Raw genomic sequence first — 13086 nt, 5'->3', positions numbered from 1 at the left:
AATGTATTAAATTCATCTGCAAATTTACTTCTGGAGAATACATCATGAATGCATCGATATCAAGTATTACAGATAGTAACGATAGTGTAAAAGCTAATAAAATAAGAAAAACCATTATTGAATACGGAAAGGAGTTACGAAAAAAACACCCAATCCTAAACCATCAAGATCTATTAGGGTTTAGTTCATTAGTAGCAACCGTAATCATTATGGTGCTAAGTTCTTTATTCTATTTTAATGGCTATATTTCTTGGTGGATTTGTTTAATAGTCAATGCATTATGTATTTCTGTTGCTCATGAAATTGAGCACGACTTAATACATAATTTATATTTTAGGAAAAACCGATTTATGCACAACATAATGATGACGGTAGTTTGGCTAATGCGCCCCAGTACAGCCAGCCCATGGATGCGGCGTGACGTACATTTAATGCATCATCAGGTATCAGGATCTGAAAATGACGTAGAAGAGAACTTTTTGGGAAATGGACGAAAATGGGGGCTCCTTCGGATTTTGATGCTCAGTGATTTAGTTGTCGCTGCTGTTGTTATGATGCTTAATGCCAGATCGGCCGTAGAGAGAAAAAATCTACTTTCATTTTCAGTGAAAGCATTTTTCCCCCTTGCCGTGATCTATTCAGTAATATGGTATTCTTTTTTAATTTTTCATGGCATAAATTCTTATTTTATCTTAACAGGAAACCCTATCATTTGGTCTGAAACCATGATGGACACGATTTATTTTATTAATATCTCAGTGGTAATCATTGTTGGCCCTAATATGCTTTGGTCATTTTGTCTACATTTTATCTCTTCAAGTTTGCATTATCATGGTGATAATGAAAGTGGTAATGTCATTCAGGAAACACAAGTTCTTAATCCTTGGTGGCTCTATCCCATTAATTTTTTCTGCTTTAATTTTGGTAGCACGCACGCAATACATCATCTCGTCGTGAATGAACCCTTTTATATAAGGCAACTATCAGCATCCGTGGCGCATAAAGTAATGAAAGATATGGGGGTTCGATTTAACGATTTTGGCTCTTTCAGCCGTGCTAACCGCTGGAATAAGGGTCAATAAAAAAGGAAATATTCTTAGTGAGAATCAGTTATCAGCGTTGTTGAATCCATCAGATTAGGGATTAGCCACACTATTTCCGTTTCATTTGGGAGAGAAGAATACGGATTGGTATTTCAACAACGCTACTATCTAATATTCAGAATATACTTCAACGATTGGAGCACACGTTTTATCCCTTGCTAACTGCTGGCGCGGGGTTCAAAGATAAATTTCACTTTTTCCAGTACGGTCGGGTGATCGTCGTTCTCAATCATGGCAAGTACCAAACGCCTAAATTTCGTCAGTAAGCCCTAAAACTTGCCGAACGTATCAGCGTGACCACCAATCCGAGTATTGTCGCACGCGGAAAATCCGATATTTATAGCGTGCTGCGGGACATGCAGACCATTATCGGCACGGAAGGACAGGTTTGCTCAGGTGATGGCTTGCGATCCTGACGTGATGGTGGAAGAGGCGTTGAAACTCAGAGACGTCATTCCTTCTCTGGTCGTCAAAATACCAGTAACCCATGCAGGTTTAAGTGCGATTAAGCAATTAACAACGTTGGATATTCCCACCCTCGGCACCACCATCTACGGCGCTGGGCAAGGGTTTTATGCCGCGCTGGCAGGAGCGAGTTACATTGCGCCTTACGTCAACCGCATTGATGCGCAGAGGTGGAGACGGGATTGCGCTGGTGAAAGAGTTGCAAACCCTGATTAACCTGCTCTGTCCGAAAACTCAGGTGCTAGCAGCCAGCTTTCGCACACCGCATCAGGTATTTGACTGCCTGCTGGCTGGGTGTCGGGCGATTACCATCAACCCTGCTGTTGCTGAGCTGTTCCTGCAAGATCCTGCGGTTGAAGATGCGCTTAACCGGTTCAATCATGACTGGCAGACGCGCTTTGGCTATGCCGATCTTGGCTGATTGATAAAAACACCACTCGCTCGTCGGGTGGTGTTACTAAAATTATCGTGTTACTAAAACGCTCGTGCGACCGAAACGATCAATGCAGGACGAAATCGCGATACTTTTCCACCAGCGTCAGAAAATCATCCAGACCGCATAAAGACAGGCTCTCTTCGTCGTAATAACTCATGCCTTCCTCCAGCTCATCCGTGGTGAAAGACAGCTGATTTGCCTGCACCATCACTTCTTCTTCATCCAGCGACAGCGTGTATTCATGACCCACGCGCCGCCACTGCCGCTCGCTGCCCGCGACGGAACGCGCGGCGTCTTCGACGTCAGTCAATATCGTCAGTTGGCCTTTCACTTCTTCATTGAACCAGTGCCCGATCGCTTCATGTCCCATCGACATACGAACGATGACCTGGCCCGTCACATCCCGCAAAAATTCATAGTCCATGATGCCATCCTCACTGTTATGTTTCTTTTGTTCAGTCTAGTCGCCTCTACACTCTACCGTCGTGATGCACCTTCACCTTTCATGTTGCAGATGCACACAATCCCGTATGCCAATTCCAGCAGAGATGGCGCATAAAAAAAGGAGGCACAAGGCCTCCTTCAATGTTGGGATGCGAACTATAGCGAGTTAGACCGTCGTCTGGAAGATCACGCCATCGGCTTTCTCGGTATATTGACCTAACTGGTCAAAATTCAGATAGCGATAGGTGTCCTGCGCGGTTTTATCCACCTGAGACATGTAGGTCTGGTACTCTTCTGAGGTCGGCAAGCGACCCAGCAGCGAAGCCACCGCAGCCAGTTCGGCAGACGCCAGATACACGTTAGCACCGGTTCCCAAACGGTTCGGGAAGTTACGGGTCGAAGTAGAAACGACCGTCGCACCATCCGCTACGCGCGCCTGGTTACCCATGCACAGCGAGCAACCTGGGATCTCGATACGCGCCCCGCTCTTACCAAACACGCTGTAGTAGCCTTCTTCGGTCAGCTGTGCTGCATCCATCTTGGTCGGCGGCGCAACCCACAGGCGGGTCGGCAGCTGGCCTTTGTGGCTATCCAGCAGTTTACCTGCCGCACGGAAGTGACCGATGTTGGTCATACAGGAACCGATGAAGACTTCATCAATCTTCTCGCCCTGCACGTCAGACAACCAGCGCGCATCGTCTGGATCGTTCGGCGCACACAGGATTGGCTCTTTGATATCAGCCAGATCGATGTCGATCACCGCCGCGTACTCGGCATCGGCATCGGCTTCCAGCAGTTGCGGATCGGCCAGCCATTTTTCCATGCCCTGAATACGGCGCTCCAGCGTACGACGATCGCCGTAGCCTTCGGAGATCATCCACTTCAACAGCACAATGTTGGAGTTCAGATACTCGATGATCGGCGCTTTATCCAGCTTGATCGTACAACCAGCCGCAGAACGTTCCGCCGAGGCGTCGGTCAGTTCAAACGCCTGCTCAACTTTCAGATCCGGCAGACCTTCGATTTCCAGAATACGACCAGAGAAGATGTTCTTCTTACCTTTCTTCTCAACGGTCAACAGGCCTTGCTTGATGGCGTACAGCGGAATGGCGTGAACCAGATCGCGCAGGGTAATGCCCGGCTGCATTTTGCCTTTGAAGCGCACCAGAACGGATTCCGGCATATCCAGCGGCATCACGCCCGTCGCGGCAGCAAACGCCACCAGACCGGAGCCCGCAGGGAAAGAGATCCCGATAGGGAAACGGGTGTGGGAGTCACCGCCTGTACCAACGGTATCTGGCAGCAGCATGCGGTTCAGCCAGGAGTGGATAACCCCATCGCCCGGACGCAGCGATACGCCACCACGGTTCATGATGAAATCAGGCAGCGTGTGGTGCGTGGTCACGTCAACCGGCTTAGGATAAGCCGCGGTGTGACAGAACGACTGCATCACCAAATCAGCGGAGAAGCCCAGACAGGCCAGATCTTTCAGCTCATCACGGGTCATCGGCCCGGTGGTGTCCTGTGAACCTACGGACGTCATCTTCGGTTCGCAGTATTCGTCAGGGCGAATACCCGCAACGCCACAGGCACGTCCCACCATTTTCTGCGCCAGCGAGAAGCCTTTTTTGCTGGCTTCAACCGCTTTGGAAATACGGAACACATCGCTGTGCGGTAAGCCCAGTGACTCGCGCGCCTTGGAGGTCAGTCCACGGCCGATAATCAGCGGAATACGGCCACCGGCGCGGACTTCATCCAGCAAGACGTCGGTCTTCAACGCGAACGTCGCCAACACGTCATTGGTGTCACGACGGCGCACTTCACCTTCATATGGGTAGATATCAATCACATCGCCCATATTCAGATCGTTCACATCGACTTCGATCGGCAGCGCACCAGCATCTTCCATCGTGTTGAAGAAGATCGGGGCGATCTTGCCGCCCAGCACGACACCACCACCGCGTTTGTTCGGGACATAAGGAATATCTTCGCCCATGAACCACAGCACGGAGTTGGTAGCAGATTTACGCGACGAACCAGTACCGACAACGTCACCGACGTAAGCCAGCGGGAAGCCTTTCTTGTTCAGTTCTTCGATCTGTTTGATCGGGCCTACCGCGCCAGGTTGATCGGGATCGATACCTTCACGGGCGTTTTTCAGCATCGCCAGCGCGTGCAGCGGGATGTCAGGGCGTGACCAGGCATCAGGTGCCGGAGACAGGTCATCCGTGTTGGTTTCACCGGTGACTTTAAAGACGGTAACAGTAATTTTTTCCGCCAGTTTCGGGCGGGACAGGAACCACTCAGCATCAGCCCAGGATTGAATCACTTTCTTGGCGTGCGCATTGCCTGCTTTCGCCTTTTCTTCTACATCGTAGAAGTTATCAAACATCAGCAGCGTATGGGACAGCGCTTCGGCGGCAATCGGTGCCAGCTTGTCGTTGTCTAACGCATCAATCAGCGGATGAATGTTGTAACCCCCTTGCATGGTGCCCAGCAGCTCAACGGCTTTTTCCTGGGTGACCAATGGGGAAGTGGCTTCGCCTTTGGCGACGGCAGCCAGAAAACCGGCCTTCACGTAGGCGGCTTCATCAACGCCGGGGGGGACACGGTTAATCAGCAGGTCAAGCAATACTTCTTCTTCGCCCGCAGGGGGATTCTTGAGTGACTCAACCAGCGCGGCCATCTGCGTGGCATCTAACGGTTTAGGAACAATCCCCTGCGCAGCCCGGTCGGCTACGTGCTTACGATATTCTTCTAGCACGACGTTCTCCTCGCTCTCATTGTCTTCATTATGCCCGGCGCTCTTGTTCCCGCTTGTGGTGTCCATGCCTGGGTGCCAGCGTGTGGATGTAAGGTAGTAGAGTGTCCGGTCCAGCCTCGCCAGCATATCAGGATTTGAATTGATTGTTAATTCGTTCACATAATAGCAACATTAATTTTTATTCAACTATGCTATGTGCCCAATTTCACTATCACTGAAAAATGCCGACCTCAGCAGAATAGCATGTCCCTGACGGCGCACACTAACTATGCTGAGTTAACCACATAATAGGTAGGTTTTTAACAACATAGCGTAATTAATCATCGTTTGATGGCGTAGCGATAATCAGAATGTTCGCAATAGAGTCGGGAAAAGTGAATATGACGGGTACGGATATCATCCCGCTCGAAGCCGAGGGTATGATAAACTCAATACATTAGGTATCACTAAATTAGTCAGTCACGCAGGATGGTAGGAACATGGTGTTGAGCAATTCGGATCGGGGATTCATGCAGGACGGTGCAGCAAAAGCAGCGGCTATGCTGCGCGCAATTGGCAACGAGAACAGGCTACTGGTGCTTTGCTTACTTATCGAGAGGGGTGAAATGTCGGTTGGCGCGCTGCTTGAACACATCCCGCTCAGCCAGTCCGCTCTCTCGCAGCATCTGGCAAAAATGCGTGAAGAAGGGTTGATTAGCTATCGGCGCGAGTCACAAACGCTGTACTACCGCATCGAAAATCAGGACGTGGAGAAAATCGTCGCCACCTTAAAAGGCATTTTCTGTCCCTGATAGCAGCCACACGAAACGGCATAGACGGAATTCCGCAATAAAAACGCCACAGGATTTCCCGTGGCGTTCGCGATTAAGTATGACGGGTAGAGAACTTAGAACGACGTATTCACGCTGACAAAGAAAGTCCGTCCCGGTTCGTTATAGGTTGCCGCACCCGCACCCGCGATGGTAACCACGTTATTGTTCACCACATCCTGCGCATTACCCGCGCGGAACAGGCGTTTATCAAACAGGTTATCGACACCGCCGGTCACGCTCAGGTTCTTGTTAAACTTATAGGTACTGCTTAACCCGAACAACGCATAAGGGCTTAACTCATTGGTTGCGCTACCCGTTACACGCTCACCTTTGTAGTTATATTTCTTCGGCTTCTGGCGACCATACCAGGTCACATCGGCCAGAAAGGAGAGGCTCTCCGTCGCCTGCCAGTCTACTGATGAATTCAGGGTAAACTCCGGCGTAATCGACAGATAATCACCCGTGGTTTTATTTTTCGATTCCAGCATCCAGGTCAGGTTGTTACGCCAGTTGATGGTTTCCGTGACGGGAACGGTCAGGTTACCTTCCAGTCCCTGAATAACGGCTTTCGGTACATTGCCCCACTGGAAGATATTGGCATTAGCATATTGAGCATTGGTTCCGCCCACCGCTTTACCGATGACATTGTTGCCAGCTTCAATTTTGTTGCGGTAATCGTTATGGAAATAGGTGATACCCGCGATCAACCCATCACGATGGAACTCCAGACCAATCTCTTTATTCAGGCTGGTTTCCGCCTTGAGGTCTTCATTGCCGATCAGATAGCAAGACGTGCCGCCAGAGCAGCCCTGTCCACGGCTATAAAGAATGTAATTCTCATTGGTCTGGTACAGGTTCGGCGCTTTATAAGCGCGGGCGATACCTAACTTCAGCGTGTAGTCGTCACCCAGCTCCTGCGACAGGTTAAGCGACGGGCTCCAGTTGGTGCCTGCCGTGCTGTGATGATCGACACGCAGCGCCGGTGTCAACATGGTACTGTCCGTCAGTTGGACGTTATCTTCCACGAAGGCAGAAGCCAGACGAGCAGCGGATTTTTCACTACGACCGCTGCTGCTAAGCGAACCCACGCTGCCAGCTTCGGTTGTCGTCTGCATGTTCGACACCGGATCCTTCATCTTCTGCTCGTTCCATTCAACCCCGAATGTGAGCACCTGATCGACCCAGACATTCAGCGGAATATTCACTTCGTTATGTGCAGTGAAATTATCCAGCTTTATCGTGCCATATTGGTTCGGACTCGTCGTATCAAAAATCCCTTCTAAACCGCCAGACAGTCCCTCAAGGATACGGGTATTGTGCGTGCGTTCGTATTGCAGATACGACGTAGAGCTGACGCCGCTGTCCCAGTAGCCGCGATGCGTGACCGCAAAGTTCTGGCGATACATGCGGTTGGTTTCCTTGCCGTAATTACTCACGACCAGCGGGTTGGTGTTGGTATTTTGTGAATCGCCTGCATAGATATTGCCCTGACGGCTGGAACCCGCTTCGAATTCCAGTGACTGCTGCTCGGTCATATCCCAGCGCAACAGGCCATTGATATCTTTATTACGCACCCCTTCGCGTCCGGAAGGCAGTGAAGCTGACTGATTGCCCGCGCGTGCGGACTGATGCCCTTGGTTAATATCGCGTGCATCAGCCTCGGTTTTATTCAGGTTGCCGTACAGACGGAAACTCAGGCTGTCGGTCAGGCCGCCCATCAGGCTGAAATCGGTACGCTTGGTTGCGCCTTCTGAGCTATGCTCCGGCGCGTTCAGGAAGGTGTTCCAGGTGCCGTGCCATTCTTGCATCGGCTGCTTGGTGATGATGTTAACCACACCGCCCGCCGCGCCGTTACCATAGCGCGCCGCTGCTGGACCGCGCAGCACTTCAATACGCTCAACCATATCAGCAGGCACCCAGTTGGTGTCACCACGGGTATCGCGCTCGCCGCGCCAACCGTAACGCACCGCCGTACGGCTCGACACGGGCTTGCCATCCACCAGAATCAGCGTGTTTTCCGGTCCCATGCCGCGGATATCGATCTGGCGATTGTTACCGCGCTGGCCGCTGGTTGAGTTACCGGACAGATTGACGCCCGGCATGGTGCGAATCAGATCGGACAGATCGTTAGCAGGTGGGCGCTTGCTGATATCTTCCGCCGTAATCACCGACACACCGGGAGCCTGACGGGTTTGCTCAGCAGCCGTCACCACCATCGTATCGCCCGATGCTTTACTTTCGGCCTGATTCTGCACCTGAGGGGCAGGTTCTGTTGAAGGCGAGGTCTGCGCAGCGCTCAGAAACGACGTCATCCCGCAGCTAACGCCAATGAGCGTCGCCAGATAACGACGCGATTGTGGTAGTTTCATCAAAATTATCCTGCCCTGTAAGAAATGAATAAGTAGCCTGAAAAAGGATCAACATCGCAGCCGGTACAGCGACACCTAACGACAATCAGCAAAACGCTGAATAACGGCGGAGATAAAACGCGCAAACGTGGCGGTTATCGGGGAGAAGCGTCATGCCAACGGCATCACGTCGTGTTGTTATGAAATGCTGTGTGTAATCAATCAGCCCTTTTCTCCGCATTGCCGTAAATGGAAAATGCCTTTATCGTGCAATGTGACGTCCTCAACGAAAAATGCTATTGAGAAGTATTTGCATTACCATTTTGGCGCGGTCATTGTTACATTTGTCATTCAGGACGGGGTTTGCTCTAGCAGCAAAATGTTTTGCCAAAGCATCAAAATGGAAGGCGCAGGTCGAAGGGTTTAATCAGGTAGGTAATCACGTGCGCAGCTTCACTCAGTCATCAAAGCCGATCTATAAAGATCACATCGTTCAGCAATCGAGTCTGGTCGCGAACAATTACCGTTTTATCGGCCCTCGGCTGATCGATAACACGCCGGTGCTATTTGGCTCGTTCACTGTCGTACAGCTCAATCCGCATCTGATCCTGCACACCGCGGATGTGATTAATCGCCACAACATGAAAACCCAAAACCTGCTGGATGGCGCGATCAAGCTGGCCATCGTGGTGAGTGGCAATGCGCATATCTCATTTGGTCATCAGGAACTGCATCTGGGAGAGAACCAGCCCGCCTCGCTGATTACGTTGACAGAGCCGACGATGTTTAGCCGCATCGGCAAGCGTGATGAATATGAGCGAACGATTACGCTGACGTTCGACAGGGAATGGCTGTACGGCAATATGATGGACACCGTTGGCGGCTGGCAGGCCATCCACGATTTCACGCAGACGCATCTGGCGACACACTTGTGGACACCGTCCCGACAGGCATTAGCGATTGCCTTACAAACGCTGGACGCTGAACCTTGCCAAACGCCGCTCCAGCGCCTTTATCTGGAAATGCAGTGTATGAGCCTGATTATCGAGGCGTTTACTTCATTGACCGCCAGCGTGGCGCAGGAGAAAAGCAGCGGTGTTACCCTGCGCAGCTACCATCGCATTCAACAGATCAGAGATATGCTGGAAAGCGGCAGCGCCGACCATCTGTCGATGAGTGAAATCGCTAAAAGCGTCAACATGAGTGAAAGCACGCTACAGCGCCATTTTCGTCAGACGTTCAATATGAGCGTGTTTGAGTATCTGCGTAACTGCCGCTTACAGCGCGCCATGCTGGCCTTGCAGAAAGACGGCATCGGCATTGCGCAGGCGGCCAGCATCGCCGGTTACAACAGCCCCGCTAACTTTGCCACCGCTCTGCGCCGTGCATTCGGTATTACGCCGGGGCAGTTAAAAGACCGCTTCTGATTCTGAATCACTAATAACCAAATGGAATTTGTTATTCCGTTTGGTTATTAATCGCTATTCAGCGATGCACAGTAAATTAGTGTTTTTCTGCCAGCGACACATGACGACTCATGACCAATCAGACTGATATCACCGCAACGCTTGCCCACCACATCATCCATAGCGAACCCAATCGAGAAGCGATTGATGCCGCCCGTGACGGGGTGACAGACTTCGTCTCCACTGCGCTCCCCATCGTACAGGGTGCGATTGCCGATAGCGGGCTCGCGCCGTTAAAGCAGGTATTCAGCGGCACGGACAGCCTGACGCGTAGTCTGATCCTGGGTTATGCCGGTCACGTACTGGACTTTGACGATTATCATCCGGCGTTTCGCGGCCACCCCAGCACCGTCATTCTGCCCGCCCTGTTTGCCCTTGCCGCAGAAGATCCTGCCGTGACGGAAGAAGCGTTTTTGACGGCCTATGTGATCGGTGTGGAAGCCGCAGGCAGAATCGGGCTGGCATGTGGCCCACGTCATTACAGTCTCGGTTACCACAACACGGCTACGCTCGGCGCTATCGCCGCCGCCGCTGCCGCTGCACGTCTGGCTGGTGCTTCGGTAGAACAAACGCAAACCATTCTTGGTCTGGCTGCCACACAGGCCGCCGGGCTGCGGGCGCAGTTTGGTTCAGCGGTCAAACCGCTACACGCCGGGCTTTCCGCCAGAGCAGGACTAACCGCCGTCAAGCTGGGCTTAGCGGGCTTTGAGGGCAATACACAGCAGGTGATTGATGCCTTTCTTGCCGCACACGGCGATCAAAAACAACAGCCGGAGTTGCTGGTTGAAAACTGGGGAGCGCCGTGGCGTATGCTTTCTCCCGGTCTGGAATTCAAACGCTACCCGACCTGTGGCGGCACCCACAGCGCCGCCGAAGCCGCGTTTGCGCTGCGGGAACAGTGGCATAAGCAGAAGGGTGCGGATGCCGATCTGGCCGACGCTATCGAACATATCACGGTGACCTTCCCGCCGGGTGGCGATGTTGCTCCCTTTATCCGTAATGCCACAAACGGCGTAGAAGCCCGGTTCAGTCTGGAATATGTGATTGCAGCGGCGCTGATTGAAGGGGAACTGAAGCTGGCGCATTTCTCGGAAGCTCCGGTTGAAAAAAACATCGCTGCGCTGGCGAATCGCGTCATACGCCGCGCGGATGAAACGGCTCCGCCTGATGAGCTTGACCCGGAGGCACGTTTTCATGAGGTTACGCTGCACCTGCGTAACGGCAGCACGTTAATCCAGCGCACCACACGTCAAGAAACCTCAGCGCGCCCTACCGATCTCCGTGCCAAGTTGCAGCAAACGATCGGTTCGCTGGCGCATCTCGACAGCAGCCAGATCGCCGATCGCTGCGCATTACGGCAGGAAGGCGATCTGCGCTATTTGCTGGGGCTGTTGTTTTAATTTTCCACGACTCAAACCGCAATAACGGCTCTCTGCTGCAGGCGCTGTCGATAAATTTACTATCGTCAGCGCCAGTATCAGCACGCCGCGATATCCACTCAATCTGCCTGATGGGAAAGCCATTTCCCTTTTTCATCAAAGACCGTCACGCCCGGCTCACTGGAATAGCTACCCTCACCCAGTGGTTTATAGTGGGTTGCCAGTATATGGGGAGCACGATATTTAAAATCGAAATAGCCCTCATCAGGGTTCTTGATAATCAGCTTGCCCGTGCTGTCGATGAGACCTTCTTCTACCTTGAAGTAGCGATTATCAAGGTTGTTTTTAAAAGATGTCGCTTCGCCATACGTAAACAGGTTCTTTTTCTCTTGTGCGGAAATAGCTGGAAAACGCGTCACATCAAGCTGACGTAATACATGCAGAAACATCAGGCGCTCCAGCGGCGTTCCTGCATCTTTCGGGACTAAAAATTGTAATGTGAGCCCGCTTCCCACATTCACATCGTATTCATAGCCGACAAATGCGCTGTCCCCATAAATAAAAACGTTATCAACTTCCTTACCTTCAGGAACGATCTCTTTGATTTCAGCCATGAGTTCAGGAATGGATTGATTAGAGACTTTAAAATAAACGTCATATTTAAAGCTTTCCGACGGAAACTTTATCTCAATACGTGTTTTTGACATGCTCCGTTTAATAAAGCGTTCCGGCTTTTCCATACGCTGTTCGAGTGCTTTCCAGATCGCCTTATGCATATCTGCGATCTTAAATTCATCAGCGATCTTTACGCCATACTTCGCTTCCAATTCCTGCTGAGATAATGCCAGATCGTACATCGACAACACCTGCTCGCCACGGTAACGCTCATCCATCGTACGCAGTACGGCAAACGCGTTGGCTAACGCGGCGGTGTCCTCCGCATTCGCTAACCCGATAAAGTAGCGTTGCTTAGCCTCATCATATTGAAAATAGACTGCTTCCAATTTTCCCTGTTGATTATCGTATGCCGCACCGTTTTCCGATTGGAACAACACGCCCTTCTGCCCTTCCAGCCACGATGCCAGATTAAAATCCTCTTTTGCCGCGCTAACGGTAAGCAGGTCAACGTCGGTGTTATTCTGCTTATCACGATAGGTGTAGATCTGCGTGTCTTTATTTTCCCGGTCGATGAGTAGACGCCCCATCTTGCGCACATAAGTCCCGTGTTCCCGTAGGCTCAGCTTGTCAAACATGGCAAACGGCAGCTTAATCGTAAAGTCATCTTCGGGATAAAAGGGGATGCCGGGGAAATCGTCCATCGGCGCGCGATTAAATACCGCTTTCTCTTCAAGAAGCCACGCCTGATAGGCTTTTTTATGTTCTTCAAAACGCTGCTGGATTTTGAGTAAACCGGGTGACTGTTCTTCCGTCTTTTTCAAGACCATGGTGATTTCACAATAATAAAACGCACAGGCAGCACTTTTATCCGATACAAACTGAACCGTGTTTTTCCCGGTGATTTTTAGCGTGTGCCACATACCGTTTACCTGTATACGGTTATCTTTCATCTCTTCGGTATATTCACTCTCCGCACTGTAATAGCTCACCTGCGTCGGCGTCAGATTAAAATAGAGGTCGTTTTTAATACCCTTGAGGTTTTGCTTTATATGTTCCTGAAGGTTATCTCTGTTTTCATTGGCTTCAGGATGTTTACTGTTATCAAACACCACGCGAATATCCTCAATCAGATATTTCCCCTCGCGAAGCGTTTCTTCTCCATTACAGCCCGACAGCCATAACGTCATGATTAAAACGCCCAGATATTTCCTCATCACTTCATCCCTGTAAAATTAAAAAGCCCCTGAATGC

Annotated in this window: 8 protein-coding genes and 1 pseudogene; 5 read left to right on the top strand and 4 right to left on the bottom strand. The window is 51.0% G+C overall.

Translation table 11 applies throughout. The annotated features are described in order from the left end of the window. Positions 1 to 44 precede the first annotated feature (44 nt). Entirely contained in the window at positions 45 to 1082 is a 1038-nt protein-coding gene (locus tag JFY74_04020) for a fatty acid desaturase (GenBank protein ID QQG29239.1), read from the top strand. 308 nt (positions 1083 to 1390) lie between these two features. Beyond that, positions 1391 to 1989: pseudogene (locus tag JFY74_04015) on the top strand (fructose-6-phosphate aldolase). A gap of 79 nt (positions 1990 to 2068) precedes the next feature. Here the strand turns inward: JFY74_04015 and JFY74_04010 are convergent. Both JFY74_04010 and acnB read right to left on the bottom strand, forming a co-directional pair. Then, on the bottom strand, positions 2069 to 2428 hold the full coding sequence (locus JFY74_04010; GenBank protein ID QQG29238.1) for a YacL family protein: 360 nt from the start codon (positions 2426 to 2428) through the stop codon (positions 2069 to 2071). Positions 2429 to 2614: 186 nt separating this feature from the next. Next, positions 2615 to 5212, bottom strand: a complete 2598-nt coding sequence (gene acnB / locus JFY74_04005; protein QQG29237.1) for a bifunctional aconitate hydratase 2/2-methylisocitrate dehydratase — start codon at positions 5210 to 5212, stop codon at positions 2615 to 2617. 479 nt (positions 5213 to 5691) lie between these two features. Between acnB and JFY74_04000 the strand changes: the two genes are divergently transcribed. Further along, positions 5692 to 6003 carry a helix-turn-helix transcriptional regulator gene (locus tag JFY74_04000; protein ID QQG29236.1) on the top strand — a complete coding sequence of 104 codons (312 nt, stop codon included), beginning with the start codon at positions 5692 to 5694 and terminating at the stop codon, positions 6001 to 6003. 95 nt (positions 6004 to 6098) lie between these two features. Here the strand turns inward: JFY74_04000 and JFY74_03995 are convergent, their stop codons facing one another. After that, positions 6099 to 8393 (bottom strand): TonB-dependent siderophore receptor, encoded by a 2295-nt coding sequence (locus JFY74_03995; protein QQG29235.1) that lies wholly within the window; start codon positions 8391 to 8393, stop codon positions 6099 to 6101. Between the two features lie 422 nt (positions 8394 to 8815). On the opposite strand from JFY74_03995, the gene JFY74_03990 reads away from it, so the two are divergent. Both JFY74_03990 and JFY74_03985 read left to right on the top strand, forming a co-directional pair. Continuing rightward, a complete protein-coding gene (locus JFY74_03990; protein QQG29234.1) occupies positions 8816 to 9799 on the top strand; it encodes a helix-turn-helix transcriptional regulator in 984 nt (327 codons plus the stop codon). Positions 9800 to 9909: 110 nt separating this feature from the next. After that, positions 9910 to 11238 carry an MmgE/PrpD family protein gene (locus tag JFY74_03985; GenBank protein ID QQG29233.1) on the top strand — a complete coding sequence of 443 codons (1329 nt, stop codon included), beginning with the start codon at positions 9910 to 9912 and terminating at the stop codon, positions 11236 to 11238. A 98-nt stretch (positions 11239 to 11336) separates the two neighbouring features. Here the strand turns inward: JFY74_03985 and JFY74_03980 are convergent, their stop codons facing one another. Beyond that, complete coding sequence (locus tag JFY74_03980) at positions 11337 to 13049, bottom strand: hypothetical protein (protein QQG29232.1); 1713 nt, start codon at positions 13047 to 13049, stop codon at positions 11337 to 11339. Positions 13050 to 13086 lie beyond the last annotated feature (37 nt).

The organism is Pectobacterium carotovorum, from assembly GCA_016415585.1.
GTDB lineage: Bacteria > Pseudomonadota > Gammaproteobacteria > Enterobacterales > Enterobacteriaceae > Pectobacterium > Pectobacterium carotovorum_K.
This window is presented reverse-complemented; position numbering and strand designations above follow the sequence as displayed.

What these genes read in the sequence shown, in the direction of transcription:
- JFY74_04020 (QQG29239.1), top strand. Translation starts at nt 45, where the DNA reads ATGAATGCATCGATATCAAGTATTACAGATAGTAACGATAGTGTAAAA.
- JFY74_04010 (QQG29238.1), bottom strand. Translation starts at nt 2,428, where the DNA reads ATGGACTATGAATTTTTGCGGGATGTGACGGGCCAGGTCATCGTTCGT.
- JFY74_04000 (QQG29236.1), top strand. Translation starts at nt 5,692, where the DNA reads ATGGTGTTGAGCAATTCGGATCGGGGATTCATGCAGGACGGTGCAGCA.
- JFY74_03995 (QQG29235.1), bottom strand. Translation starts at nt 8,393, where the DNA reads ATGAAACTACCACAATCGCGTCGTTATCTGGCGACGCTCATTGGCGTT.
- JFY74_03985 (QQG29233.1), top strand. Translation starts at nt 9,910, where the DNA reads ATGACCAATCAGACTGATATCACCGCAACGCTTGCCCACCACATCATC.
- JFY74_03980 (QQG29232.1), bottom strand. Translation starts at nt 13,049, where the DNA reads ATGAGGAAATATCTGGGCGTTTTAATCATGACGTTATGGCTGTCGGGC.